Annotated in this window: 22 protein-coding genes and 2 pseudogenes; 17 read left to right on the top strand and 7 right to left on the bottom strand. The window is 72.8% G+C overall.

All coding sequences use genetic code 11. The features are described from left to right. Positions 1-451: 451 nt before the first annotated feature. Complete coding sequence (locus tag VKA29_RS08235) at positions 452-1,054, bottom strand: hypothetical protein (RefSeq protein ID WP_324784577.1); 603 nt, start codon at positions 1,052-1,054, stop codon at positions 452-454. 321 nt (positions 1,055-1,375) lie between these two features. Here VKA29_RS08235 and npdG point away from each other — a divergent pair, with 321 nt between their 5' ends. Both npdG and VKA29_RS08225 read left to right on the top strand, forming a co-directional pair. After that, a complete protein-coding gene (npdG, locus tag VKA29_RS08230) occupies positions 1,376-2,092 on the top strand; it encodes an NADPH-dependent F420 reductase (RefSeq protein ID WP_324784576.1) in 717 nt (238 codons plus the stop codon). A 62-nt stretch (positions 2,093-2,154) separates the two neighbouring features. Continuing rightward, complete coding sequence (locus tag VKA29_RS08225) at positions 2,155-2,361, top strand: hypothetical protein (protein WP_324784575.1); 207 nt, start codon at positions 2,155-2,157, stop codon at positions 2,359-2,361. Positions 2,362-2,416: 55 nt separating this feature from the next. On the opposite strand, the gene VKA29_RS08220 is transcribed toward VKA29_RS08225, so the two are convergent. After that, the gene (locus tag VKA29_RS08220) at positions 2,417-3,187 is read right to left on the bottom strand and encodes a site-2 protease family protein (protein ID WP_324784574.1); all 771 of its coding nucleotides are present in this window, start codon (positions 3,185-3,187) and stop codon (positions 2,417-2,419) included. 229 nt (positions 3,188-3,416) lie between these two features. On the opposite strand from VKA29_RS08220, the pseudogene VKA29_RS08215 reads away from it, so the two are divergent. Beyond that, a pseudogene (locus tag VKA29_RS08215) lies at positions 3,417-4,104 on the top strand (AfsR/SARP family transcriptional regulator); the annotation flags it as partial. 259 nt (positions 4,105-4,363) lie between these two features. On the opposite strand, the gene panB reads toward VKA29_RS08215, so the two are convergent. Next, a complete protein-coding gene (gene panB / locus VKA29_RS08210) occupies positions 4,364-5,239 on the bottom strand; it encodes a 3-methyl-2-oxobutanoate hydroxymethyltransferase (protein ID WP_324784573.1) in 876 nt (291 codons plus the stop codon). Positions 5,240-5,409: 170 nt separating this feature from the next. Between panB and VKA29_RS08205 the strand changes: the two genes are divergently transcribed. The 4 genes and pseudogenes from VKA29_RS08205 to VKA29_RS08190 form a co-directional block, all read left to right on the top strand. Next, positions 5,410-6,999, top strand: coding sequence for an MFS transporter (locus VKA29_RS08205; RefSeq protein WP_324784572.1), 1,590 nt, complete (start codon positions 5,410-5,412; stop codon positions 6,997-6,999). Between the two features lie 214 nt (positions 7,000-7,213). Beyond that, positions 7,214-7,843 (top strand): TetR/AcrR family transcriptional regulator, encoded by a 630-nt coding sequence (locus VKA29_RS08200; protein ID WP_324784570.1) that lies wholly within the window; start codon positions 7,214-7,216, stop codon positions 7,841-7,843. 185 nt (positions 7,844-8,028) lie between these two features. After that, the gene (locus VKA29_RS08195; protein WP_324784568.1) at positions 8,029-9,078 is read left to right on the top strand and encodes an endonuclease/exonuclease/phosphatase family protein; all 1,050 of its coding nucleotides are present in this window, start codon (positions 8,029-8,031) and stop codon (positions 9,076-9,078) included. Between the two features lie 730 nt (positions 9,079-9,808). Next, positions 9,809-10,618 (top strand): annotated as a pseudogene (locus VKA29_RS08190) (MFS transporter); the annotation flags it as partial. 121 nt (positions 10,619-10,739) lie between these two features. On the opposite strand, the gene VKA29_RS08185 reads toward VKA29_RS08190, so the two are convergent. After that, on the bottom strand, positions 10,740-11,462 hold the full coding sequence (locus tag VKA29_RS08185; RefSeq protein WP_324784567.1) for an alpha/beta hydrolase: 723 nt from the start codon (positions 11,460-11,462) through the stop codon (positions 10,740-10,742). A gap of 375 nt (positions 11,463-11,837) precedes the next feature. Here VKA29_RS08185 and VKA29_RS08180 point away from each other — a divergent pair, with 375 nt between their 5' ends. Next, the gene (locus tag VKA29_RS08180; RefSeq protein WP_324784565.1) at positions 11,838-12,533 is read left to right on the top strand and encodes a DUF4232 domain-containing protein; all 696 of its coding nucleotides are present in this window, start codon (positions 11,838-11,840) and stop codon (positions 12,531-12,533) included. A gap of 28 nt (positions 12,534-12,561) precedes the next feature. Next, positions 12,562-12,999 (top strand): glutaredoxin domain-containing protein, encoded by a 438-nt coding sequence (locus VKA29_RS08175; protein WP_324784563.1) that lies wholly within the window; start codon positions 12,562-12,564, stop codon positions 12,997-12,999. A 236-nt stretch (positions 13,000-13,235) separates the two neighbouring features. Here the strand turns inward: VKA29_RS08175 and VKA29_RS08170 are convergent, their stop codons facing one another. After that, complete coding sequence (locus VKA29_RS08170; RefSeq protein WP_324784562.1) at positions 13,236-13,589, bottom strand: ATP-binding protein; 354 nt, start codon at positions 13,587-13,589, stop codon at positions 13,236-13,238. Continuing rightward, on the bottom strand, positions 13,586-13,810 hold the full coding sequence (locus tag VKA29_RS08165) for a hypothetical protein (protein WP_324784561.1): 225 nt from the start codon (positions 13,808-13,810) through the stop codon (positions 13,586-13,588). Before VKA29_RS08165 ends, VKA29_RS08170 begins: the two co-directional genes overlap by 4 nt. A gap of 132 nt (positions 13,811-13,942) precedes the next feature. Here VKA29_RS08165 and VKA29_RS08160 point away from each other — a divergent pair, with 132 nt between their 5' ends. From VKA29_RS08160 to VKA29_RS08150, 3 genes are all read left to right on the top strand, one after another. Further along, complete coding sequence (locus VKA29_RS08160) at positions 13,943-14,806, top strand: helix-turn-helix transcriptional regulator (RefSeq protein ID WP_324784560.1); 864 nt, start codon at positions 13,943-13,945, stop codon at positions 14,804-14,806. Beyond that, a complete protein-coding gene (locus VKA29_RS08155) occupies positions 14,778-15,056 on the top strand; it encodes a DUF397 domain-containing protein (RefSeq protein WP_324784559.1) in 279 nt (92 codons plus the stop codon). The genes VKA29_RS08160 and VKA29_RS08155 overlap by 29 nt, the downstream gene beginning before the upstream one ends. 203 nt (positions 15,057-15,259) lie before the next feature. Then, the gene (locus tag VKA29_RS08150; RefSeq protein WP_324784558.1) at positions 15,260-19,093 is read left to right on the top strand and encodes a helix-turn-helix domain-containing protein; all 3,834 of its coding nucleotides are present in this window, start codon (positions 15,260-15,262) and stop codon (positions 19,091-19,093) included. 93 nt (positions 19,094-19,186) lie between these two features. Here VKA29_RS08150 and VKA29_RS08145 read toward each other — a convergent pair whose 3' ends face one another. Further along, positions 19,187-21,235: an NAD(+) synthase gene (locus VKA29_RS08145; protein WP_324784615.1), complete on the bottom strand. Its 2,049-nt coding sequence runs from the start codon at positions 21,233-21,235 to the stop codon at positions 19,187-19,189. Positions 21,236-21,501: 266 nt separating this feature from the next. Here VKA29_RS08145 and VKA29_RS08140 point away from each other — a divergent pair, with 266 nt between their 5' ends. The 5 genes from VKA29_RS08140 to VKA29_RS08120 are packed head-to-tail and all read left to right on the top strand — an operon-like array spanning position 21,502 to position 26,661. Beyond that, on the top strand, positions 21,502-22,875 hold the full coding sequence (locus VKA29_RS08140) for an ATP-grasp domain-containing protein (protein ID WP_324784557.1): 1,374 nt from the start codon (positions 21,502-21,504) through the stop codon (positions 22,873-22,875). Then, positions 22,850-23,926 (top strand): DMT family transporter, encoded by a 1,077-nt coding sequence (locus VKA29_RS08135; RefSeq protein WP_324784556.1) that lies wholly within the window; start codon positions 22,850-22,852, stop codon positions 23,924-23,926. Before VKA29_RS08140 ends, VKA29_RS08135 begins: the two co-directional genes overlap by 26 nt. Further along, positions 23,835-25,535, top strand: coding sequence for a tryptophan 2-C-methyltransferase (gene tsrT, locus VKA29_RS08130; RefSeq protein ID WP_324784554.1), 1,701 nt, complete (start codon positions 23,835-23,837; stop codon positions 25,533-25,535). The genes VKA29_RS08135 and tsrT overlap by 92 nt, the downstream gene beginning before the upstream one ends. A gap of 14 nt (positions 25,536-25,549) precedes the next feature. Next, the gene (locus VKA29_RS08125; protein WP_324784553.1) at positions 25,550-26,050 is read left to right on the top strand and encodes a YbaK/EbsC family protein; all 501 of its coding nucleotides are present in this window, start codon (positions 25,550-25,552) and stop codon (positions 26,048-26,050) included. Positions 26,051-26,082: 32 nt separating this feature from the next. Then, entirely contained in the window at positions 26,083-26,661 is a 579-nt protein-coding gene (locus VKA29_RS08120; protein ID WP_324784552.1) for a hypothetical protein, read from the top strand. The last annotated feature ends 70 nt before the right edge of the window (positions 26,662-26,731 follow it).

The following is a 26,731-nucleotide window of genomic DNA, read 5'->3' as shown; positions in this document are numbered from 1 at the left end:
GCCGCCCGCCCGGCCGACGCACACGCGCCCGGCCAGGGCACCGACGCGCCCGCGCGGCCGGCCCTGGAGAGCGCGGCCAGGGCACCGGGCCCGCCCGTGCGGCCGACGCGACCCGGGGCCCTTCCGAGTCGTCCGCGTGGTCGATGCGGTGGGGGAGCCGTCGGTTGGTCGGCCGGCCGCGGGGCCGCCTGGCGGTTGTTGGCTTCCGGGGGCTCCTGCCGGGGCTTTGGGGCGGTCCGTGCGGCCGATGCGACCCGGGGCCCTTCCGAGTCGTCCGCGTGGTCGATGCGGTGGGGGAGCCGTCGGTTGGTCGGCCGGCCGCGGGGCCGCCTGGCGGTTGTTGGCTTCGGGGGGCTCCTGCCACGGCCGGGAGCCCGCCCGCCACCCGGCCGACGCACAAGCGCCCGGCCAGGGCATCGGGGAGCCCTCACGCGGCCGACCCGGAGGACCCCTACCAGGGTGTCGGCGGCGGAGCCGTCAGCTGGTCGGCCAGCCGGGCCAGCCGGTCCCGGAAGCGCCGCCGGCCCCGCGGCGCGGGCAGCGAGTTGTCCCCGGCCGCCGCGCTCACCAGGTGCTGCACGGTGTCCAGGTCCAGCTCCGAGCCCTCCGGCACGGCCAGCGACTCGTGCGCCATCGCGACGAGTTCCCCCTCGCCGGGGCCGAGGGCCAGCACCGTCGCACCGGCCCGCCGCGCGTCGTGCACCCGTTCCAGCAGCGGAGCGCCGGGCCCGTCCGGCGACACCACCAGCAGCGTCTCGCCCCGCCGCACCGCGGTCAGCCGCCCCGGCCCGACCGCCAGGTGCGCGGGGTCGGACGCGCGCGCGTCGTGCCGGACCAGCGTCGGCGCCAGCTCCGGCGTCCCCGACCACGCGGCCTCGTCCACCAGATGGGCGGTCAGGTGCCACGGCTCGTACTCCGGCGTGCCCACCAGCAGCAGCCCGCCCCCGTGCGAGACCACCGACCCGCGCAGCGACCCCGCGAACCGTCTGGTGGCCCCCAGCCACTCCGTCCCGGCGAGCACTTCACGCAGCAAGGCGACACGTACGGCGTCCATGGATCCGCATGGTGCACCAACCGCGCACTCCTGGCCCGCGGTTCACCCGCGATTCGCCCGCCCTGGGGACAGCACCGGGGGGATCGTCCGCGCCTGTGCCGCCGGCGGCCGTCCCCGGCGCCCCGCCCGCCCGGCCGACGGGCCGCCCGGCGCCTGCTCCGGCCCGGCCCGGCCCGCGTCGACGCGCGCACGCTCGGACTCCCGTACTCCCGTACGAGACGGGTGACTTCGGTGCGTACCGGCGCATCGTCCCGCGGCCGGTGCCCGTGACGCGGCTCACCCGACCGCCCCGGGGCGCCCGGCCGGCCGTACAGTCGGCCCATGACCTCTACCGACAGTGCTGCACAGACTCCCGCGAAGGCTCCCGCCAAGGACCCGTGGGACCTGCCCGACGTCTCCGGGCTGGTCGTCGGCGTCCTCGGCGGAACCGGGCCGCAGGGCAAGGGCCTCGCCTACCGGCTCGCCCGCGCGGGCCAGAAGGTGATCATCGGCTCGCGCGCCGCGGAACGCGCCCGCGCCGCCGCCGACGAACTCGGGCACGGCATCGAGGGCGCCGACAACGCCGACTGCGCGCGCCGCAGCGACATCGTGATCGTCGCGGTGCCCTGGGAGGGCCACGGCGCGACGCTGCGGGCCCTGCGCGAGGAACTCGCGGGCAAGTTGGTCGTCGACTGCGTCAACCCGCTCGGCTTCGACAAGAAGGGCGCCTACGCGCTTCTGCCGGAGGAGGGCAGCGCCGCCGAACAGGCCGCCGCGCTGCTGCCCGATTCGCGGGTCACCGCCGCCTTCCACCACCTGTCGGCGGTGCTGCTGCAGGACCCGGAGGTCGACGCGATCGACACCGACGTGATGGTGCTGGGCGAGGAGCGCGCCGACGTGGAGCTCGTCCAGGCGCTGGCCGGCCGCATCCCCGGCATGCGCGGCATCTTCGCGGGCCGGCTGCGCAACGCCCACCAGGTGGAGTCGCTGGTCGCGAACCTGATCTCCGTCAACCGCCGCTACAAGGCGCACGCGGGACTCCGGGTCACGGACGTGTGAGACATGGGGGACACTGGTGGCACCAGCAGTGCCGCAGTGTCCCCCTCCAGGAGCCGACCGCCATGCCCTCCCCGTCCCCCGCCGGCCAGGCCCGGCGTCTCGCCCTCTTCGCCCTGGCCGTGTGCGTCCTGGCCGTCGCCGCCGCGGTGATGTCCTTCGTGCGCGGCAGCTGGCTGGGGATCGTGTGGATCCTGCTCGCCGGACTGTCGTCCAACATGGGCTGGTACTACCTGCGCCGGAGCAGGATGACCCACGCCCAGCAGCGGTAACGGGGCGGTCGCCGACCGGTGGTCGGGCGGTGGACGGTGTCGCGGTTCCGCCGGCTCACGGCCAGAAGTGGTAGAGGTCCCAGCCCCGGGCGGAGTCGTAGTCGCTGACGCCGAGACCGCGCAGCACGGCGTCGACCAGGTCGAAGAACACCGCGTTGACCGAGGGCACCCACAGCAGCGCGAACACGAACAGCAGACCGAACGGCGCGAACGGCTCCACCTGGCGCCTGACCTTGTACGACAGCCAGGGCTCGATCACCCCGTAGCCGTCCAGGCCCGGCACCGGCAGGAAGTTCAGGATCGCGGCGGTGACCTGGAGCAGGGCCAGGAACGCGAGCGCGACGCGAAAGTCCCGCGGCACGCCGTCCAGCGCGCCCAGCCAGAACGGGGCCGTGCACACCGCCGCGAACAGCACGTTCGTCAGCGGCCCCGCCGCCGAGACCAGACTGTGCCGCCAGCGCCCCGGGATCCGGCCGCGCTCGATGAACACGGCACCGCCGGGCAGCCCGATCCCGCCCATGATCACGAACACCACCGGCAGCACGACGCTGAGCAGGGCGTGCGTGTACTTCAACGGGTTCAGCGTGAGGTAGCCCTTGGCACCGACGGTGATGTCGCCGCCGTGCAGGGCGGTGCGCGCGTGCGCGTACTCGTGCAGGCACAGCGACACCACCCAGGCCGCCGTCACGAACAGGAACACGGCCACGCCCGGCTCCTCGGCGAACCCCGTCCAGGTGGCCCATCCGGTGACCGCGGCGACGGCCAGGATCCCGAGGAAGACGGGACTGATCCGCTGATCGCTGCGGCGGGTGGCGGCGGTGGTCATGGGGCTCCCGACTCTCGTGCGCACGCTGGGACTGCCCGACCGTACCGGGCCTGTCGGAACAACGTCTCACGGGCGGCCGCCGGTTCCGCGGGCGGCCCGGGAGAAGGAGTGCGGGGCGGAAGGGCGCGGCAACGGCCCACGGGTTGAGTACGGTTTCCGGGTACGGCGGGGAGGGCCGACCGGGCCCGTTCCCGCGCTGCGCCGGTGACCGAACCCGTGACCGGCCCCGATGGCACCGGAGATCACGGACCCCGTGCGCTACGGCATCCTCGGCACCACCCAGGTGCTCCGCCCCGACGGCACCGCCGTCCCGGTCGGCGGGACGCGGCTGCGCGCGCTGCTGACCGTGCCGGCCCTCCGGGCCGGCCGTACCGTGCCCGTGGCCGTGCTGGTCGACGAGGTGTGGGACGGCGACCCGCCCGCCGACCCGCCGGGTGCGCTGCAGGCGCTGGTGGGCCGGGCGCGCCGGACCCTCGGCGCGGACGCGGTCGCCTCCGCGGACGGCGGCTACCGTCTCGCCGCCGCCCCGACGACGTCGACCTGCACCGCTTCGAGCGGCTGACCGGCGAGGGGATCCGGGCCCTGGGCGACGGCGACCCCGCGAAGGCGGCCGCGGTCCTCGACGACGCCCTCGCCCTGTGGCGCGGCCCCGCCGTCGCCGACCTGCCCGGCCGCACCGCCGACACGGCCCGCTGGGAGGCCCGGCGGCCGGACGCGCTGCGCGCCCGGCACGCCGCCGCCCTCGCCCTCGGGCCACGCGCGGCAGTCCCTGCCCGAGCTGACCGCCCTGTGCGACGGCCACCCCCTGGACGAGCCGGTGCAGACGCCGCGCCTGCGCGCCCTGCGCGACGCGGGCCGCACCGCGGAAGCACTGGCCGCCCACGAGGACGTACGACACCTCCTGGCGGACCGCCCCGACACCACCGACAGCACGCCGACACCGCCCCGACACCCGCACCGACGGCCCGTTCCGCCGACCGCCCGGCACCCCGCCCGGCACCCGTCCGGCACCGCGTCCGGCACCCCGTCCGGCACCCCGCCCTGCACGCCGCCTGACGCCCCGCCCGGCACCCCGCCTGACGCCCGGCTTCCGCCCGGCGTCAGGCGCGGATGTCGGAAAAGGCGGCAGCCCGCCGACGGGGGAAGATCGGCGGGCTGCCTCGGTGCCACAGTGGCTCAGTGGACGGAGTGCTCCTCCGTGGGGAACACCCCGCCGGTGACGTCCTCGGCGAACTCCTTCACCGCGTCGGTCATGACCGTGCGCAGGTCCGCGTACTTCTTGACGAACTTCGGCACCCGGCCGGACGTCAGCCCCAGCATGTCCGTCCAGACCAGGACCTGCGCGTCGGTGTCCGCACCGGCGCCGATGCCGACCGTCGGAATGTGCAGCACCCGGGTCACCTCGGCCGCCAGCTCCGCCGGCACCAGCTCCAGCACCACCGCGAACGCGCCCGCGTCCTGCACGGCCTTCGCGTCCCGCAGCAGCTGCTGGGCGGCCTCCTCGCCGCGGCCCTGCACCCGGTAGCCCATGGCGTTGACGGACTGCGGGGTCAGGCCGATGTGCGCCATGACCGGGATGCCCGACTCCACCAGCAGGCGGATCTGCTCGTGGGAGCGCTCGCCGCCCTCCAGCTTCACGGCGCCGACGCCCGCCTCCTTCACCAACCGGGTCGCCGAGCGCAGCGCCTGCACCGGGCCCTCCTGGTAGGAGCCGAAGGGCAGGTCGCCCACGATCAGGGAGCGCCGCGTGCCGCGCACCACCGCGGCCGACAGCATGGTCATCTCGTCGAGGGTGACGGGCACGGTCGTGTCGTACCCGAGGTGACAGTTCCCCGCGGAGTCGCCCACCAGGATCACCGGGATCCCGGCCTCGTCGAAGACGGAGGCGGTCATGGCGTCGTACGCGGTGAGCATCGGCCACTTCTCGCCGCGCTCCTTGGCGAGCGCGATGTCGCGGACGGTGATGCGGCGCGTGCCCTTGCCCCCGTACAGCGCCCTGCTGCCGTCGGAGGGCCCGTTCTGCACGGTCTGGGCAGCCGAAAGCTGCGTCATTGCAACGGCTCCTTCAGTCATCTCGAGGCGCCCTGTCGGCGTCCCCGGATCCCCTCCATGGTGGCACCTCGTGCCAGGCAGGGCCAGAGGGGGATCCGTCACGTAAGGACTGGGCAAAACATTTACGATACGACACGGTCTCGTATCGGAATGTGCCTAGGCTGGACGTCATGACCACTCCACCCGTTGCGGCCCCCCGCATACCGGAAGCGGTGCACCGGCGCCGCTGGGCGATTCTCGGCGTGCTGATGCTGAGCCTGCTGATCGTCGTGCTCGACAACTCGATCCTGAACGTCGCCATCAAGACGATCTCGACGCCGGCCCCCACCGGACTGGGCGCCACGCAGAGCGAACTGGAGTGGGCGATCAACGCCTACACCCTCGTCTTCGCCGGACTGCTGTTCACCGCCGGGCTCCTCGGCGACCGGCTGGGACGCAAGAAGGTGCTGCTCGGCGGCCTCGCGGTGTTCGGCGTCGGCTCCGCCCTGGCCGCCGAGTCCGGCTCGCCGGGACAGCTGATCCTCTTCCGCGCCCTGATGGGCCTGGGCGCCGCGTTCGTCATGCCGGCCACCCTCGCCGTCCTGATGAACGTCTTCGAGCGGGACGAGCAGCCCAAGGCCATCGGCATCTGGGCCGGCGGCGTCGGCCTGGCCATCGCCATCGGCCCGATCACCGGCGGTCTGCTCCTGGACCACTTCTGGTGGGGCTCCGTCTTCCTCGTCAACGTACCGATCGTGCTCCTGGCGCTCGCGCTGATGGTGTGGCTGGTACCCGACTCCCGCGACCCGAAGCCCGGCCGCGTCGACCCGGTCGGTGTCGTGCTGTCCGTCGTCGGCCTGGTCCTGCTCGTGTACGGCATCATCAAGGGCGGTCAGCTCGCCGACTTCACCGACGCCAAGGTGCTGGCGACCATCGCCGCCGGCCTGGCCGTACTGGCCGGCTTCGTGTGGTACGAGAAGCGCAGCGACCACCCGTCCCTCGACGTCACGTACTTCCGGAACCGGGTCTTCTCGGCCGCGATCGGCGCCATCGCGCTGGTCTTCTTCGCGCTGATGGGCGTCACCTTCTTCTCGGTCTTCTACATGCAGAGCGTGCGCGGCTACACGCCGCTGAAGTCCGGCGTGCTGATGCTGCCGCTGGCCGCCGCCCAGATGATCTTCGCGCCGCGCGCCCGGCTGCTGGTCGACCGCTTCGGCAACCGGGCCACGACCACCGCCGGCATGATCGTCATCGTGGCGACCCTGGCCGCGTTCGCCGCCCTGGAGGCGGACACCCCGATCTGGGTCCTGGAGGTCGTCTTCTTCCTCATGGGCACCGGCATGGCGCACATCATGACCCCGGTCAGCGTCGTCATCATGCAGGCCCTGCCGCGCGAGAAGGCCGGCTCCGCCTCCGCCCTCAGCAACACCTTCCGCCAGGTCGGCGGCGCGCTCGGCATCGCGGTCCTGGGCTCGGTGCTGTCCACGGCCTACCGCAACGGCATCGAGGGCAAGCTGGGCGCGCTCCCCGCCGGCCTGCGGGACACCGCCGGAGAGTCCATCGAGGCCACCCTCGGCGTCGCCGCCAGGCTCGGCCCGCAGGGCAGGGCGCTGGTCGCGCCCGCCAACGACGCGTTCCTGCACGCCATGCACGTGACCGCGCTGTGGGGAGCGGGTGTGGCGGCCGTCGGCGTGGTCGTCGTGGCGCTCTTCCTGCCGGGCAGGCAGCCGGCCGGTCAGGAGAACGAGGCGGAGCAGGAGTTGGTGACAGCGGCGGAATAACACCTTCCGCCCTTCCGGTACGGCGGATACGGCGGATACGGCGGATACGGCGGGTACGACCGGTACGGCGGGTACGACGACATGGCCGCTGGGCATGCTCGTCGTACCCGCGAAGACGACCGGGCGACCGGACGGCCGGTCCGGGAGGCCGACCGGGCAACCGGACGACCGGACGGCCGGACGCCGGTCCGCCACGACGAGAGGACGCAGTGAAGTGAGCCTGGCCGACAGCCCAGCCGCGCCCGAGGTGCCCGTGCGGGGACGCCCCCGCAGCGAGGCGGTCGAGCGCGCGATCGTCGAGGGCGTGATGAAGCTCCTGGAGGAGGGCGTGCCGCTGGCCGAGCTCTCCATCGAGCGCATCGCCCGCACCGCCGGGGTCGGCAAGGCCACCATCTACCGCCGCTGGAGCGGCAAGGAGGCACTCTTCGTCGACGTCATCCGCACCGCCGAGCCCCCGGACCCGCTGCTGCCGGGCACGTCGATGCGCGACGACCTGGTGGCGCTGCTGGAACAGCTGCGCCGACGCGGCCTGATGACCCGGTCGTCGGCGCTGCTGCACAACGTCTACGCCCAGATGAAGTCCAGCCCGAAGATCTGGGCCGCGTACCACGGGACGGTCGTCGAGCCGCGCCGCAGGCTCCAGGTGGAGATCCTGCGCCGCGGGCAGGCCGACGGCGAGCTGCGCGCGGACGTCGACGTCGAGCTGCTGAGCGACCTGTTCGTCGGCCCGATGCTGCTGCGCACCGTCATGCGCCCGGACGCCGACCTCCCCGAGGGGCTTTCCGAGCAGATCGTGGACGCGCTCCTGGAAGGGCTACTGCCCGTCAGTTCGCCTTCCGCGTAGGCCTTCTGTGCGCGTTTCGTCACAGAGCGCGCTTTCCCGCGCGGTCCGCGGAACCCCCGTGACCGGTTGGGGCGTCCCAGTGCCCGTACGGCCGCCGAGGGCGGCGAGAACGGAGCCGATCATCCCCTAGGGTCTTAGGGCACGGGGGGACGTACGGTGTGCACGGCAGGCAGTGAGGCGACGGTATGGCGCAGCAGGCGTACATGACGGAAACGGAGAACGGAGGCCCGGGTCCCGGGCGCCGGGGAGCCAGGTTCCGGCGTCTGCTCGGCCGACTGGTCGCCGGATGGCGCGGGGACCCCAGAATCTGGCGGCGCGGCATCATCGTCGCCGCGCTCGCGGTGCTGCTGGCGCTGGTGATGCTGCTGCACGCGCGGATCCCGAACGCGATCGGCAACACCGGCAGCCTCACCGAGACGTTCCTGCCCTGGCTGGGCCTGTTCGTCCCGGTGCTGCTGCTGCTCGCCCTGGTGCGCAGGTCGGCCACCGCGCTGATCGCGCTGCTGGTCCCGGCGGTCGTCTGGCTGAACGTCTTCGGCGGCCTGCTCACCGACAAGACCGGCGGCGGCGGCGACCTCACCGTCGCCACGCACAACGTCAACGCCGACAACCCCGACCCGTCGGCGACCGCCCGCGACGTGGCCGCCTCCGGCGCGGACGTGGTGGCGCTGGAGGAGCTGAGGGCCTCGGCGGTGCCCGTCTACGCGAAGGCGCTGGCCTCGACGTACCCGTACCACTCGGTGCAGGGGACGGTCGGGCTGTGGAGCAAGTACCGGATCGGCGGCGTGAAGCCGGTCGACATCAAGCTGGGCTGGACCCGTGCGATGCGCGCCACGGTCACGACCCCCTACGGGCCGATCGCGGTGTACGTCGCCCACCTGCCGTCGGTGCGGGTGAAGGTGGAGGCCGGGTTCACCGCACGGCAGCGGGACAAGAGCGCGGACGCGCTCGGCGAGGCCATCGCCGACGAGAAGCTGCACCGGAAGATCCTGCTCGGCGACCTCAACGGCACCATGAACGACCGTGCCCTGAAGGCCGTCACCTCCCAGATGCGCTCCACGCAGGGCGCCGCGGGCAGCGGCTTCGGGTTCAGCTGGCCGGCCACGTTCCCGATGGCGAGGATCGACCAGATCATGGTGCAGGGCATCGAGCCGATGACGTCGTGGACGCTGCCGCGGACCGCGAGCGACCACCTGCCGGTGGCGGCCCGGGTGAGGCTCGACACGGCCTCCTGACCCGCCGAGAATCCAGTCACAGGAGACGGCAGGGGAGAGGGCCGCACTCGAGTGCGGCCCTCTCCCCTTGGTCTTCGGGCGGGCACTTGCGCCCTCCCGGAGGTTTGTGTGCGGCGAGTCGAAAGATTCGCTCGCCCGCGAGCGGGGGCCCGGGACGGTGGCGGCGGCGGTGGTCTCGGTTCCGTCGTCGAGTCGATTGCGCATGGAGCGCAGACCGGTGTCCGAGGAGGTCAGTTCGAAGGTCCCTGCGTCGCCCGCGTCCCCGGCCCAGCCGTCGTGCGGGAAGTCCGGCGAGCTGACCGTGGGCTCGGTGGGGACGGTGGTGTCGACGGTGAACCGGTAGTGGGCCACCGGTCCCCACGCCCCGGTGGAGTCCACCGCGCGGACATGCAGGTACCAGGTGCCCTCACCTCTGGTGGCGCTGTATGAGGCGGTGGCCGAGTCGCTCACCGTGTCGGGCACGGTGGAGGCGGAGGAGTCGACCGTGTAGCTGTATCCGGTGGCTGTCGCGTCCGTCGTCCAGGCAGCGGTGAAACCGGTGTCCTTGTAGGCACCGGACTGGTCCGCGTCTTTGACAACACGGTCTCCTTGCCAGGGCGAGGGTGGCCGCCCGAAAGGGATGGAATCGGGAAGATCAGTATGCGGGTGATCAAGGTCCCGGAGCGATGTGATGCTTCCGGCCGGCTGCCAGGTGCGAGGCTCCGACGCCCAGTAGCCGCAAGGGCGGAGACTCAGCCGGGCGCAGGGGGTCGGCGTGCCGGCCGCCACGCTCATGGGGCAGCACCTGGGCTGGCGGGCGACGTTCCTCGGCGTCAGCGCGATCGGCCTGGTGGCGATGGCGTCCCTGGCGGCGCTCATCCCGCACGACGGTGTCACCGCCCCCGCGACGGGCCTGCGCGGCGAGCTGGCAGCCCTGCGCTCCCTCCCGGTCTGGCTGGCCCTCGGTACGACGGTGGCGGGCTTCGGCGCCCTGTTCGCCGCGTACAGCTACATCACGCCGATGCTCACGGACGCCGCCGGGTACGCCGACGCCGACGTCACCGTGCTGCTGGCGCTGTTCGGCGTCGGCGCGACCGCCGGCAACCTGCTGGGCGGCCGGCTGGCGGACCGCTCGATGCGCGGCACCCGGTTCGGCGGCCTGACCTCGCTGGCTGCCGTCCTGCTGCTCTTCCCGGTGCTGATGCGCGCCGAGTGGAGCGCGGCGGCCGCGGTGACCCTGCTCGGCCTGGCGGCGTTCGTCACGGGCTCCCCGCTCCAGCTGATGGTGATGGAGAAGGCGGCGGCCGGCCCCTCCCTGGCCTCCTCCGCCAACCAGGCCGCCTTCAACCTGGCCGACGCCGGCGGCGCCCGGATCGGCGGCCTGGCCCTCGCGACGGGCTCAGGACCGACCTCCCCGGCACTGGCGGGCGCGGCACTGGCCGTCCTCGGCCTGGCGGTGGCGGGCACGGCGGCCGCGGTGGACCGACGCCGCGCCGCCCCCGGCCGGGAGCGGCTGGTCGCCAGTCATGTGCCGGAGCTGTCGGGCGCGTTGCACGGCTGACCAGGCTGACCAGGCTGACCCGGAGGGCGCGGCTGACCCGGCGGGCGGTGCCGGGCCAGCCGTCAACTGCCTGGCGGGGCGGGCAGGGAGGGCCGTCAGCTGCCCGCCGGACGGCCCGGCCTCACCTCAGATGCCGGTCGAAGAACCGGCACCCCTCCTCCACTTCGAACCACGGGGTGCCGGTGTGCCCGCCCGGATTGGCGTGCAGCGTCTTCTCCTTGCTGCCGAAGGCGTCGAACAGGTCCAGGGCCCGTTGCCGGGGGTTCCCCTCGTCGTCCCACTGCAGCAGGAACAGCAGCGGAACGGTGACCTGCCGGGCCTCTTCCCGCTGGGCCCGGGGCACGTACCCCCCGGCGAAGAAGCCCGCGGCCGCGATGCGCGGCTCGACCACCGCGAGCCGAATACCGAGGGCGGTCCACCCCCCGGAGTACCCGACCGGGCCGCCGATCCCGGGCAGTTCGAGGAGGGCGTCCAGAGTGGTCCGCCATTCCGGGACCGCGTTCTCGACCAGCGGGCCGACGATGGACTCGAAGATCTCGTCGACCGGTTCGCCGGCCCGCATCGCCCGCCGGAGTTCGGCACGGGCCCGCTCGTCGGCGGCGGAACGGGGACGGTCACCGCACCCGGCGGCGTCGATGGTGGCCACCGCGTAGCCGCGCGCCGCGGTGTACCGGGCCCGGGCCACCAGTCGGGGATCTGCCTTGGGCAGGCCGTTGTTGTGGGCCATCAGCAGCAGTGGGGCCGACGCTGGTCCGGGCGTCCACAGGGTGCCGGGGATCTCGCCGAGGATGAATTCGCGTTCGAGGACACCGTCTTCGAGGGGTTGTTCGGAAGTGAATCGCACGGTCGTGCCTTTCGGGAGGGCTCAGAACGGCGCTCCCGGACGACCTATCGCCCGACCGTGACCCCGGAGGGGAGCACCCATGTCGATACTGCGTTCACGGGTACCACCTCCTCGTTCTCTCGCACGGCCACCGGGAGGCTAGCAACGGCCGCCGCGGTCCGCCAACGGGTTTTCGCGGCCGGAGGCAGCCGCGGCCGCGGCCGTCCCGTCCCGAGACGCCGGCACCGCTGTGGTCACCGCCTTCCGGCGGATATGTACGTGATCGGTAACAGCACGTCAGGGACCGCGAGCTGTGCACGATCGCCCGTGCAGAATCGCTCTGCTGTCGAACGACGGACACCGACCACGCATTGCCGATCATCACGGGGGTACACCATGAACGCCACTGCCTACGGAAACGGCAAGAGCCGCAGCGGCTGGAGGGCCTGCGCCATGGGCGCGGCGACGATCGCCGCGCTGCTCGCGACCACGGCGTGCGAGTCCGGCGGGAGCGACACCGCGAACGAATCCAAGTCCTCGGCCCGGCCCAGCGCGACGAGTTCGGCGACTGCGACCGCGACGCCGTCCGGTGACAGCAGCGGCGAAAGCGAGGACGGCGGGGGCACCGGCGGCGAGTCCGCGTCCGGCTTCCCGCTCTGCACCCTGCAGGACCTGTCGATCTCGGCCACGAGCTACGACCCGAAGGGCAGTGACCCGGTTCGTCGCATTCTCCTCGTGGCCACCAACACGGGCGACAACAAGTGCGACGTCCAGAACGCCCCCGAGGTCACACTCGGCGACGCCAAGGGCCCGGCACGGGTCCTGGAGGGTGACGCGTCCGAGGAGCCCTTCAGCCTCGCTCCCGGCGAGAAGGCGTATGCCGGACTGCTCGCCACCGGCGGCCACATGGACACCTACGACGTGAAGTCCATGACCCTCACCCTCGGCAGCCCCGGCGGCGAGACCGAGGCCGAGGACCCGGTCAACGTGGCCATGCCGGTCGCGTCGTTCCCGGCCGACGACGGCCAGCGCGTGACGAACTGGGCCCCGACCGAGGGCCTCGCCATGCGCCCCGTCACCAGCCGGTCCTGACCAGCACCAGGCGGTAGCCTTCCTCTTCATGATGCGCGCCTGGCTCCTCCCGATCCTGCTCGTGCTGTTCGGCTCAGGCGCTGCGACCGTGCAGGCCGCCGAGGGGAGCCCTGGCCGTGCCGTGGCACCGTTCCTGGTGATCGTGTTGCTCGCGGTCCTGAACTCGCCTCTGGTCTTCCCGAGGCCGATCGGAGCCGAGGAAGCCCAACGCCGCAGCGCGGCCGATGGTCGCCCGGTCGTCTACTGGCGGCCGGGCTGCAGGTACTGTCTGCGCCTGCGCGTCAGGCTGGGCCGCCGCGCCCGCCGGGCGTACTGGGTCGACATCTGGCGTGACCCGGCCGGAGCCGCGGTGGTGCGGGACATCAACAAGGGCGATGAGACCGTCCCCACCGTCGTCGTGGCAGGCCGGCCGCACGTCAACCCCGACCCCGCGTGGGTGCGCGAACAGCTCGCGCGTTCCGCGTAGCCCCCGCTGAAGCCACGATGACCCGGACGATCTGCAGCTCTACGCCGCTGACCGCCGCGATGATCGGCGTGCGGCGGTTGCGGTCGGTCCTTCCGCCCTCGCCGTCACGGGTACGGGTGTCGCCGTCGTCAGACACCACGGATCCTCCAACCGGCCTCGTCAGGGCGACAGTCGATCACACTGCACAGAGACGCTGTCCCAAGGCCTCCGCTTTCTCGGCCGCAGCCCGGCACGGTTCAGTTGCGCAGTTCGCACCAGACGGTCTTGCGGTCCGGGCCCTGCTCCACGCCCCACTGGTCGGCCAGCGCGTCGAGCAGCGCCATGCCCCGCCCAGACTCCTCCGATGCCGTGACGGACAGCAGGACGGGCAGGGCGCGCGGGTCGGGGTCGGTCACCTCGATGCGGATGCCGCCGTGCTCGGGCGTGCCGGTGACACGGACGGTCACCGGGGTGCCCTCGCCGATGTGGTCGATCACATTCGTGAGTAACTCCGTCGCGCACAGGCGGACTTCGAAGTCGAGCGCGCGGAGGTGGTGGCGCAGTTCGGGCACGGCCTTGGGGGTGGCGAGGAGGCTGAGTTCGAAGGTCATCGGTCGGCCGCCGTCCCGCGGAGGGCGGTGGCGAGCGCGTGGGCCGTGGCGGTGTTGCAGTTCCCGAGCGCGACGAGACCGGCGGGCGGGGAGTACGTCCCCGCGAAGCTCGCCGGCTCCACGCGCAGGGACGGCAGCGTGATGCCGTGCAGGGCGAGGGCGGTGCGCAGGTTCTCGACGCAGAGGGTGACGTCGTAGGGCGTGGGGGAGCGGTCGGGCATGGGGGTGACAACCTTCTGAGCGGTGTGTGACGAACACCTCACAGACTGTCGCCGGGCTCGCTGGCGTGGAAGGTGATTCGCGTCCGCGGCGCGGACGGCGGAAACGGCACGGTGAGGTACGGCGGTGAGCACGTGGTCCGACGCAAGGACATCGACGGTTCGATCAGCGTCCCCGACTTCTACGGCAAGGAGTTGCGGTGGAAGAGGGAGGCGGCGGGGCTGTCCTTGGAAGCGCTCCTCGAGGGCAGCTTCTACGGCAAGACGTACCTGAGCGACATCGAGCACGGCAAGCGGCGGATGCCCGTTGATCTGGCCCGGCACGCGGATCGAGTGCTGGGGACGGACGGCTACTTCGAGCGGCACTGTGAGGACGTGCGGCGGGCCAGGCGGGGGCCGCATGCCGCGTACTTCGAGAAGGCTTTGGAAGCTGAGAAGCACGCCGAGACGATCGAGTTGTGGTCTCCGAGCATCTTGCCCGGACTGCTGCAGACTGCTCCGTACGCACGCTCGCTTGTCCGGTCCGCGCATCCGTCGGCCTCGGACGATTGGATCGAGGAGAAGGTGCGCGCCCGGCTCGACCGCGCACGGCTTCTGGAGGACGACCAGTCTGTCCCGGAATACTGGGCCATCCTGCACGAGTCGTTGCTCACGGATGCCATCATGTCGCCGGAGGACATGACCGCGCAGCTCCACCGCGTCGCGGAGTTGGCGGGCCGACGCCGGATTACTCCGCAGATCGTGCCGCGGAACTGCGGCGCGTATCCCCTGATGGCCGCCTCCATCATGATCATGACCTTCCCGGATGCCCCGCCGCTGATCTACACCGAGGCGTCCTACAGCGGAGACACCATCGACGATCCGGCCCTCGTGCGGCAGTACCGCAAGGCATACGATCGGCTCAGGGCCGTCGCGCTGTCACCAGACGCGTCCCTGGCCATGATCAAGGCAGCGGCAGAGGATTACCGAAATGGCGAGCAACCGCATCGACTTGAGTGACGCGCTCTGGTGCAAGAGCAGCTACAGCAACGGCGATGGCGGGGAGTGCGTCGAGGTCGCCAGTGACTTCCCCGGCGCCGCCCTCTGGCGCAAGTCCAGCCACCGCAACGAGGACGGCGGCAACTGCGTCGAAGTCGCCGACAACATCCCCGGCCTCGTCCCCGTCCGGGACTCCAAGGCCCCCGACGGCCCCGCCCTGTTCCTCACCGCCGCCGCCTGGGCCCCCTTCGTCGCCTCGCTCAAGGGGTGAGCTGAGGACCACGATCTCGTTCACGTCGTGCGGGAGGCGGATCAGCCGTAGCTCTGCAGCCACATGCGTTGCCGAGGGGCTTGTCCGGCGGTTGTGGAAGGAGTGGCGGGGCTCCTAGCGTGGGGCGGGGGGCACGGCTGCGAGTGCCGCCAGGGCAGCGGGCACGGGGGGATTTCGGGTCTGTGGGGCGTCAAGAGAGGCCGGTGGATCCGAACGCCGGGCCGGTGCAGCGGTTCGCGTACGAGTTACGGAAGCTGCGGCAGGAGGCGGGCGGGATCACCTACCGGGAGATGGCCCGGCGGGCCCACTACTCGGTGACCGCCCTCTCCCAGGCCGCCGCCGGTGAGCAACTGCCGTCGCTCGCGGTCACCCTGGCGTACGCGCGGGCCTGCGGCGGCGAGGCCGAGGAGTGGGAGCGGCGGTGGCGGGAGGCGGACGAGGAGTCCGCCGTGCGGGAGCGGACGGACGGTGCGGGACGGTCGCCGTACCAGGGGCTGGCCCGGTTCGAGCCCGACGACCACGAACGGTTCTTCGGACGGGACGAACTGGTCGGCCGGCTGCTGCGGTTGACGGCCGACCGGCGGTTCTCGGCGGTCTTCGGGCCGTCCGGCAGCGGGAAGTCGTCACTGCTGCGGGCCGGGCTCGTGCCGGCGCTCCGCCGGCCGGGGCGGAACGGGAGCGGGGTCGCGGCCGTACGGATCCTCACCCCGGGGCGGCAGCCCACGCGGGCGCTCGTTCCGGCGCTCCGGCCGGACGACGCGGGCGCGGGCGGGGACACCGTCGTCGTCGTGGACCAGTTCGAGGAGGTCTTCACCCTCTGCCAGGACCCCGCCGAGCGCACCGCGTTCATCGACCGGCTGCTCGCCGCCCGGACCCCGGACAGCGGGCTGCGGGTCGTCATCGCCGTACGCGCCGACTTCTACGGCCGCTGCGCCGAACACCGCGACCTCGCCGACACGTTGTCCGAGGCCGGGCTGCTGGTCGGTCTGATGAGCCCCGCCGAACTGCGCGAGGCGGTCGTGCGGCCCGCGCAGACGGCCGGGCTGATCGTCGAGCGCGAACTGACCGCGCGGCTGGTGCGCGAGGTGGCCGACGAGCCGGGCGGACTGCCGCTGCTGTCGCACGCCCTGCACGAGACCTGGCGCCGGCGCCGGGGACGGGCGCTGACCGTGCGGGCGTACGAGGCCGCCGGCGGTGTCCACGGCGCCATCGCCCAGAGCGCGGAGGACGCCTACGCCCGGCTCGGCCCCGAGGACGCCGAACTCGCCCGGCTCGTCCTGCTGCGGCTGATCACCCCCGGCGACGGCGCTGCGGACACCCGCCGGCCGGTGGACCGCGACGAACTCGACTTCGCCGGCCCCGGCGGCTCCGCGGACCTCCGCCGAGTTCTGGACCACCTGGCCCGCGCCCGGCTGATCACCCTCGGCCACGACACCGTCGACCTCTCCCACGAGGCGCTGATCACCGCGTGGCCGCGGCTGTCCGGCTGGATCGACGGCGAGCGGGAACGGCTGCGCGTGCACCGGCGGTTGAGCGAGGCGGCACGCACCTGGGACGAGCTCGGCCGCGACCCGGGCGCGCTGTACCGCGGCACCCGGCTGCGCACGGCGCGGGAACAGCTCACCGAGACCTCGCTCACCTCGCTGGAGCGGGCCTTCCTGACCGCGAGCCGGGCCGCGCGGCGGGGCGAACGCCGCCGACGGCGAGGGGTCGCCGGCAGCCTCTCGGCCCTGGTCGTCCTCGCCCTGGTCGCCGGAGCGGTCGCCTGGCAGCAGAACCGGGCCGGCGACCGCCGCCGGGTCGAGGCCGAGGCCCGCCGGATCGCGGCGGTCGCCGACAGCATGCGGTTCTCCGATCCGGTCACCGCGATGCGGCTCAGCGTTGCCGGGTGGCGGCTGGCCGACACGACGGAGACCCGGTCGGCGCTGATCGGGGCCATGGCGCAGCGCGAGGAGGACGTGTTCCCGGTGCCGGGCGCCGATCAGGGCACCGACGACCGGTCCGGCAACGAGGTGCGCCGGCTGACCTCGGACGGCCGGCAGGTGGTGTCGGTCACGGCGGACCGGGTCAGGGTCTGGGACCTGCGCACCCACCGCCTCACCCGTTCCGTGCCGGGACCCGGACGCCTGATGGACGGCGGAGCCTCGGTCGCGGTCAGCCCGGACGGCCGGACGCTGGCGGTGGCGACGGACGAAGCGGTCAAGGTCTGGGACGTCCGGACCGCCCGGGTGACGGGGACCCTGGCCGCACCGGCCGTGCTGGAGCCGCCGTACTTCAGCCGCGACGGACGCACCCTGCTGGTGGGGGACCTCCCCTTCGACACGAATCCGTCCGTCCAGGTCTGGGACCTGCGCGGCCACCGCAGGCTCCTGCGGATCAGGGAGGGCGACGACGACACGCTCCAGTCCTTCGCGCTCGGCCCCGACGGCCGGACCCTCGCCCTGTGCACGGACCGGCGCGGCCTGGAGGTGTGGGACGTCGGACACCGGCGGAAGTCCGCCGGGTCCTGGGCGGCGCGGGTGGGCCCCGGCCACTGCGGTGAGGGCGTGCTCGCCGTCTCGCCGGACGGCCGGACCCTCGCGCTCACCGGCGACCGCGGAATCCGCCGGTGGGACCTGCGCACCGGGCGCGCGCTGCCCGCCCTGCACTCCGACCCGGTGAGCGACGCGCGTTTCAGCGCGCACGGCGACTTCGTCCTGGCCATGAGCGGCAGGGCGCTGCTGCTGTGGCGGTCGGCGAGCCCCGACGCGCCCGTGTTCACGCAGCGGCTGCCGGCCGGGGAGGCCTGGGACATCGCCTTCGACGGTCCGACGGGAACGGTGCGCTACCTCAACGAGCTGGGGACCGTGGTCCGGTCGCTGAGCCTGGGACGGTCCATGACCGGCCGGTGGGACCAGGAGCAGCCGGCCCGCTGGGCACGGCTCTCCGCCGACGGCCGGGTGCTGGCCCGCTTCCGCACGGTGCGCGGCGTGCCCCGGCTGGAGGCCGTGGACACCCGCAGCGGGCGGGTCCTCCTCGCCCCGGAGACGGACATGTGCCCCGAGGAGACCTCCGAGTCGTTCTGCACAGACCTCGCCGCGATCAGCCCCGACGGCCGGTACGTCGCCTACGGCCGGGACGGGGAGGCGGACGGCCGGGGCGTGGCAGTGGACGGCCGGGACGGGGAAGCGAGCGGGCCGGGCGTGGCGGCGAGCGTGCGGGACGGCGGTCCGGACGAGGCGACGGTCACCGTGTGGGACGTCCGCCGCCGTCGTACGTACGCCACCGTCAGGATCCGCTCCGCGGACGGGGAGACCGCCCTCGCCGGGCTGACGCTGGACTCCCACGCCCGCACCCTGGTGGTGTACCGGGCCACGGACCCGGTGTCCGCCGAGGTCTGGGATCTGAGGCGGCGCAAGCGGGTGCGCTCCGTGCACGGCAGCCGCATGACCGGTGTCACCGAGGGCCGTTCCACCGGCGTCGACGCGGTGCTGAACCCCGCCGGTGACCGGCTGGTCACCGCGGAGGGCGTGGTGGCCGAACTGCGGGCGCGGGGACGGGTCGAGTCACGCCTGCTCGGTGAGGGCGCCAACACGGCCGCCGCGTTCAGCCCCGACGGCGGGCTGCTGGCCTCGGGCGACGCCCTGGGCCGCGTCACCGTCTGGAACGGCACGCTCCGCAAGCGCCTCGGCGTGCTGGACACCAACGCGTCGGAGAGCGAGGCGGACACCGTCGGCCAGGTGTCCGCGCTGGCCTTCTCCCACGACGGCGGCACCCTGGCGGTCGCCGGGGAGGCCGGCACCGTACAGCTGTGGGACGTCGCCTCCCTGCGGCTCCTGGGCTCCGCGCTGCCGGCCCCGGGCGACCGGCCGCTCGCCCTCGCCTTCGGCCCCGACGACACGGCCCTGTACGCGGCCGGCGAGTACACCCCGGTCCAGCGGTACGACCTGGACCCCGGGCACCTGGCCGCGGCCGTCTGCGGGCGCGCGGGCTCCGGCCTCTCCGGGCCCGACTGGAAGGCCTACCTTCCGGACCTCCCGTACCGGAACACCTGTTGACCCGGCCGCCCCGGCCGCCGGCCTGGGCGGCCGCCGGCCGGGACCGGACCCGGCGGTCCCGCCGGGTCCGGTCGGGGGACGGACCCGGCGCGCTCAGGCCGCAGGGTCGCCAGGGTCGTCGAACCGGGCCAGGTCCCGCAGCCAGGCGCGCGCGTTGCCGTCCGACGGGGCGCGCCAGTCGCCGCGCGGGGAGAGCGAACCGCCCGCCGAGACCTTCGGCCCGTTCGGCATGGCCGAGCGCTTGAACTGGGCGAACGCGAAGAAGCGGCGGCAGAACACCTCCAGCCAGCGCCGGATCTCCGCGAGGTCGTAGGCCACCCGCTTGGCCTCGGGGAAGTTCGGCGGCCAGGCGCCGGCCTCCGGGTCGTGCCAGGCGTGCCAGGCCAGGAAGGCGATCTTCGACGGCCGGAAGCCGTAACGGAGCACGTGGAAGAGCGTGAAGTCGTGCAGCGCGTACGGGCCGATCTTCGACTCCGTCGACTGCATCTCCTCGCCGGGGACCAGCTCCGGGCTGATCTCGGTGTCCAGGATCGCGGCGAGCGTGCCGCCGGTCTCCTCGCCGAACTGGCCGCTGCTGATGACCCAGCGGATGAGGTGCTGGATCAGCGTCTTCGGCACCCCGCCGTTGACGTTGTAGTGGCTCATCTGGTCGCCCACGCCGTACGTGGACCAGCCGAGCGCCAACTCCGACAGGTCACCGGTGCCCAGCACGATGCCGTCGCGCTGGTTGGCCAGCCGGAACAGGTAGTCGGTGCGCAGTCCGGCCTGCACGTTCTCGAAGGTGACGTCGTACACCGGCTCGCCGGAGGCGAACGGGTGGCCCATCTCCTGAAGCATCAGCCGCGCCGTCGGCGTGATGTCCAGCTCGGCCGCGGTGACGCCGAGCGAGTTCATCAGCTTGTGGGCGTTGTCCTTGGTGTGGTCGCTGGTGGCGAAGCCGGGCAGGGTGAACGCCAGGATGTCGCTGCGCGGACGGCCCGCGCGGTCCATGGCGCGGGCGGCGACGATCAGCGCGTGCGTGGAGTCGAGGCCGCCGGACACCCCGATGACCACCTTCGGCCCGCCGATCGCGGCCAGCCGCTGCTGGAGGCCCTCGACCTGGATGTTGTACGCCTCGTAGCAGTCCAGGGCGAGACGGTCGGGGTCGGCCGGCACGAACGGGAACCGCTCCACCCGCCGCCGCAGCCCGAGGTCGGTGAGCGGCGGCTCCAGCCTGAACGTGACGGTGCGGAAGTCGCCGGTGCGCGCGGCGTGCGTGCGCCGGTTGTCGTCGAAGGTGCCCATCCGCTGCCGCTCCTGCCGCAGCAGGTCGAGGTCGACGTCGGCGACGGCGTACTGGTCGGCGAGCGGGAAGCGGTCGGACTCGTCGAGCAGCACCCCGTTCTCGTAGATCATGGTCTGCCCGTCCCAGGACAGGTCGGTGGTCGACTCGCCCAGGCCGGCCGCCGCGTAGACGTACGCGGCCAGGCAGCGGGAGGACGCCGAACGGCACAGCAGCCTGCGGTCCTCGGCCCGCCCGACCGTGATGGGGCTGCCGGAGAGGTTGACCAGGACGGTCGCGCCGGCCAGCGCGGCCTCCGCGCTCGGCGGCACCGGCACCCACATGTCCTCGCAGACCTCGGCGTGCAGCACGAGCCCGGGCACGTCCGCCGCCTCGAAGAGCAGGTCCACCCCGAACGGCACGGCCTCGCCGCCGACCCGGATCGTCCCGCCGCGCTCGTCGTCGCCCCCGGCGAGCTGCCGACGCTCGTAGAACTCGCGGTAGTTGGGCGGGTACGACTTCGGCACCACACCGAGGATCCGCCCGCGGTGCACGACCACGGCGCAGTTGTAGATCCGGTTGCGGTGCCGCAGCGGCGCGCCGACGACCAGCACCGGCAGCAGCTCGGCCGACCCGGCCACCACGCTCGCGAGGGCCGCCTCGACGCCGTCCAGCAGCGCGTCCTGGAGCAGCAGGTCCTCGATCGAGTAGCCGCACAGCACCATCTCCGGGAAGACCGCGACGGCGACCCCCTCCTCGGCACACCGGCGCGCCTGCCGCAGCACCGCCTCGGCGTTGGCGGGCGGGTCGGCGATCACGGTGTGGCCCGTGCAGGCGGCGACCCGCGCGAAGCCGTGCTGATAGATCGACCAGAAGTTCAACGGAGACGGAGACACGGGCCCAGTGTAATCGTCAGACCGACGCGATAGCGGCGCGCGCCGAATCCCCGCCCTCCGCGGCCAAGGACACCATCCCTCTCCGGTCGCCGCCCTGTGTGCTCCAGGTCTTCGGGTGGCCGGGAAGCGGATCATGACCGGAACGCGACGGCAACCGTCGGCGAGTGTTGCCTGTGCCACATCCTCCCGCCTAGCGTGGGCGCCCGGCCCGGTCGAAGGCCGAATACGTTCAGGGAACGGGGGAGCGGACGTTGGCGCGTGTTCTGCTGGTCCACGCCAGGGCCGGAGCACCACCGGAGTACACCATTCCCAAGGTTGCCGCGGTGGCCGACACCTGCGTGCTCGCGGTGACGCCGCTGTCCGCGACGGCACGTTCGGTCGCGGACACCTGTTGCGAGACGGTCGTCGACATCTCCGACAGCAGGCCGCACGCCGACCAGTTGGTCGAGCACATCGTGGCGGCGGCGCACCGGGTGGGTGCTGACGCGGTGCTCACCTTCTCGGAGTTCGCCGTCATCGCGGTCGCCGAGGCCTGCCAGCGGCTGGGGTTGCCCGGCCCAGGTCCGAATGTCCGGCGCGCCCGTGACAAGCGGGCCATGCGCGAGGTGTGGCAGCGGGCCGGGGTGCCCGTTCCGACCTGGTTGCCGGCCGATTCCATCGAGGAGTTGCGGTCTGCCTGGCACCGGCTCACGCCGCCGGTCCTGCTGAAGTCCGCCTGGAGCGCCGCCGCGGTGGGGCAGGTGATCATCCGGTCCGAGGACGAGCTGCCCGCGGCCTGGGAGAGTTCCGGTGCCGCACTGGCCGGAGGGAACGAGAGCTGGTTCTCCGAGCTGCGCCTTTCGGCTGCCGGACAGCAGCCCGCACCCGGGTTCCTCGTCGACGAGATCATCCCGTCCTCCATTCGTTCCTGGTACGACGACGACCGTTACGGAGACCACATCAGTGTCGAGGGGGTCGTCGTCGAAGGCCGTTACCACCCGGTGTGCATCACGTCCAAGGCGCCGACCACAGCGCCGTTCACCGAACGGGCCAACTTCACCCCGTGCGTTCTCGCCCCCGCGCTGCAGCGGCGGATCGAGGAGATCGCCCGGCGCGCGGTCGACGCCCTGGAGCTGGGGACCTGTGCGACGCACACGGAGATGAAACTGCTCGACGGTGAACGGGTGTGCCTGCTGGAGAGCGCCGCCCGCTTCGGCGGAGTGCTGCTGACCCGCGAGGTGGAGCACGTCCACGGCATCGACATGATCGGGGCCTACACCAGGGCGGCCCTGGGCGAGGATCCGGGACTTCCGGACACCATGCTCGTCCAGCCGACCGCCCACGCCGCCGGGTCCGTCGCGCTGTACGCCGCCGATTCCCGCGGCCGCCCCTGGAGCACCCTGCCCCCTTTCGTACCCGACCGCATCGACTGGGCGTCCCTGCTCTCGCCGGGTACGAAGGCCGAGGTCTTCGACGGGCTCTCCCTGCCGTCCGGCTCCCCGATGCCGGTCTACGACGCGGCCAACGGCTACCTGAACTCCGCGGGCCTGGTCTTCCTCACCGCACCGGACCCAGCGACCCTGCTGGCCGATGCCCACGCCATCATGGACGGGCTGGAGCATGCGCTCATCCGGGCCGGGCAGTAGCGTCCGCCGGCCCGCGACCGCACACGACCGGACCGTCGTCATCCTGCTCACCCTGGCCACGGCCGCCCTGCTGACCGCCGGCTGGGTGCTGTCCGGAGTCCTCGTGGCCGACGACGTTCCGCCACTCGCCGTCGCCACCGGCCGGGCCGCCGGCAGCACTCTGGTGCTCGTGGGCATCGCGCTGACCGCCGCCCCCGCCCGGGCCGCCTTCGCACAGACCGCACGCCGTGGCCGCGCCGTGCTGGTGCTCGCCTTCCTCGGCTATTTCGTGTACTTCGTCGGCACCATGCTGGGCGTGCAGCGCATGGGGGCCTCGAAGACCGGACTGGTCGTGGCCCTGCTGCCCTGCGTGACCCTGGCCATCGGAGCCGCGGCCTTCGGGGAACGGGTCACCTGGCGCAAGGCGGTCGGCACGGTAGTGGCGGTGGCCGGCGCCTTCGGATACACCCTGGACATGTCCGGCGCCGGGAGCCACACCACCGACCTGCTCATCGGCGGGGCCTGGACGCTGCTCGCCACCGTCACCTTCGCCCTCTACAACTACCTCTACCGCAAAGACCTGCACGACGTGTCACCGCTCGGCGCCCTGCCCGTGGTCTTCGCTGTCGCCACGGTCATGCTGGCGCCGGTCGCCGCCGTGACCGAGCCCCTGTCCGACGTCACCGCCCGGCAATGGCTGGGCACGCTGGCGCTCGGTGCCCTGCTGACCGCACCCGTCTATGTGACGGCCCATGAACTCGTCCTGCGGCGCGGCCCGCTGTACATGGCAGCGGTCTCGCTGTTCGTCCCCTTTCTGGTACGGGTCACCGAATGGTCCCTGGGCAACGCCCCGGCCATGGACGCCGTGGCGGTGGTGACCATGGTCGTATGCCTGACCGGCATCGCGATCACCGTGCGGCCCGGTGTCACCGAGCCGACACAGCACACCGACCCCGCCACTGGCAGCAACGGGAGGAAGCATGAGCACACCGCTGGTCACGCTGATCAACCCGAACAAGATCCATCCGCCCATCACCCCCTACGCCCTGGACATCCTGACGACATCGCTTGAGGAGAGCGGATTCACGGTAGAAGTCGTCGACCTCACCTTCCGCCGTGACGACTGGCGCGCGGCCCTCGAAGAGTACTTCCGCGACCGGCGCCCCCTGCTCATCGGCGTGACCGTACGCAACACCGACACCATCTACCCCCAGGAGCAGCGGGTCTTCCTCGGGGAGCACCGCGAGATCATCGACACCGTCCGCACCCTGAGCGACGCGCCGGTGGTCGCCGGTGGCGTCGGCTTCTCCTCCATGCCCTTCGCCCTGGTCGACTACTTCGGCATCGACTACGGCGTGAAGGGCCCGGGAGAGCACATCATCTGCGACCTCGCACGGGCACTCGCCGACGGAACCGACCCGACCGCCGTACCCGGCCTGCTCGTCAACCGCGGCCACGGCGAGGTCCACCGGAACCCGCCCGTCGCCGACCCGGCACCCTCCTTACCCGCCGGACACCTCCTCACCTCCACGGGCTTCGCGGAGAGCCGTGTCTGGCAGGTCAACAGGAGCACTGCCTACCTCCGGCGCGCCGGCGATCCGACGAAGGTCGACAACCTCGAGTACTACCGACGCGGCGGACTCGGCAACATCCTCACCAAGAACGGCTGCCCGTTCGCCTGCGCCCACTGCGTCGAACCCGACGCCAAGGGAAACCGGTTCGCCCGGCGTGACATCGCCGCCGTCGTGGACGAGATGGAACTGCTGACCTCGCAGGGCGTCCACGATCTGCACACCACCGACAGCGAATTCAATCTCGCCGTCGCCAACAGCAAGGCACTGCTGCGGGAGATCGTCCGGCGCAAGGACCGGGACGCGGCCTCGCCGCTCCACCACCTGCGGCTGTGGGTCTACGCCCAGCCCGCTCCCTTCGACGAGGAACTGGCCGAACTCCTCGCCGCGGCGGGGGGCGCGGGCGTCAACGTCGCTCCCGACCACGTCCGCGACGACCTCCTCGACGACTGGAAGGTCACCGGGAAGGGAACCCGCTACTACACCTTCGACGACGTGGTCTCGACGGTGGAGCTGACCCACAAACACGGCATGCTCAGCATGGTCGAAGTCCTGCTCGGCATGCCCGGAGAGAACCGGGAGACCGTGCGCCAGTGCGTGGAGCGGACCATGGACCTCGACGCCACGGTCGTCGGCTTCACCCTGGGACTGCGCATCTTCCCGTACTCCCCGCTCGGCATGCGCTGCGCGGACCGAAGCGACGGCCGCGTACCGGTGCCAGGTGTGCAGTCCAACACGGCCACCGAGCCGATCGTGCTCAAGCCCGCACATCAGTGCGCCTCCGCTGTCGAGTACGAACGGCAGTTCATGTTCGAGCGCACGGGGAGTTTCCGTCCGCTGTACTACTTCTCCCCGGATCTGGCCGAGGACGAGGGCACCGTGAACGACCCCGCCGGACGGTGGCAACGGACCCTGGAGTTCCTCTGGGAGCTGATACCCGAGCAGGACCTGCCGCGCGTGATGCTCCCGACCGCACCGGGGCTGACCGAGCACGACAACAACTACGCCGACAACCCCTTCCTCACCGGCCTCGTCCGACTCGGGTACAAAGGCGCCTTCTGGTCCCGCTGGCGCGAACGGGAGAAGATCATGCGCGAAGCCGCTCTCTGAGAACACAGGTGACCATGGACAAGCCCACCGCCCTCGGCCCCGCTGCTGCCGCGCTCGCTGTCTCCGAAGTGCTCACCGCCCGCGGGGTTGCGTTCACCGTCCATCGCCACGGCGAGGTCCGCACGGTGGACGACATCCGCTCGCGCACCGCCTTCGACGTGGAGAACTCCGTCAAAGCCATGGCGTTCACCCATGACGACCGCATCGTTCTCGCCGCCGTTCCCGGCCCGGCCCGGATCCGGTACGGCCTGCTCGCAGCCGCTGTGGGAGCACGCCGCACGGACCTCGCCGCGGCCTCCCAAGCCGTACTGCGGCGGCTCGGCATGGAGCCGGGCGGCGTGAGCCCGGTGTGCCAGGACCCCGCGGTCACCGTCGTCTTCGACCCGTCGGTGCAGCGGATGGGGCGGGTCCTGTGCGGAAGCGGCCGCGCCGACTGCACCTTGGAACTGGAAGCATCGGACCTGGTCACCATCCCCGCCCACGCCGTGATCGCCGCGATCACCGCCGGTGGCTGACCGGTGAGTGCGGCCGCGGATCCACACCCCGGGTGGCCCTGGCGTATCAGCGCGTCCTCGAGCGGCCGGAGCGGATGGCGGCAACGGTGCCCGCCGCCCGCCGGACCCCTTTCGGCCGGACCCCTTCCGGCCGGGCTGCCGTCCGGCGCGGCGTCGGCGGCCCGCGCCGCACCTGTCGGCGAACGAACGCTCGTCGACAGGGCGCCCGGCAGACCCTCGCCGCCGGCGCGGACTCCGGCGCGACCCGACGCGGGCAGAGCCATGACGGGCTGCGGGCCGCCGAGGCCGAGGCAGCAGGGGCGGCAGCCGCCTGCCGTCGTGGCCGGGAAGACCGGCGCCGTGCGCACGGCGTACCCGGCGGCTGGACCATCGCCGCCCCGGTCCGCGAGCACGGCGTCGGCCGGGGCGCCATCCGCACGGCCGTCGCCGACCTCATGCCCGCGCACACCACCGTCGGCCACGGGCACGCCCCGGCCCCGGAGCCGCCGGTCGCCCTCGACATGACGGGCGGGGCCGCCGGCTTCCTCCGCATGGCGGAGCCGGAACTCGCCGGACCGCGCTCGACCACGGCGTGCCCGTGCGGCGCGGCCAGGGCCACACCCGGCGCGTGAGCGCCGCGCCCGCGGTCCACCACCGGCGCCGCGCCCGCTGCCGGCCCCGCGGCGGTACAGGGTGCCCCGG

The sequence above is a fragment of the Streptomyces sp. H51 genome, assembly GCF_035656535.1.
Lineage (GTDB): Bacteria > Actinomycetota > Actinomycetes > Streptomycetales > Streptomycetaceae > Streptomyces.
The sequence above is the reverse complement of the archived record's forward strand: the minus strand, read 5'-3'. Positions and strand labels throughout refer to the sequence as shown.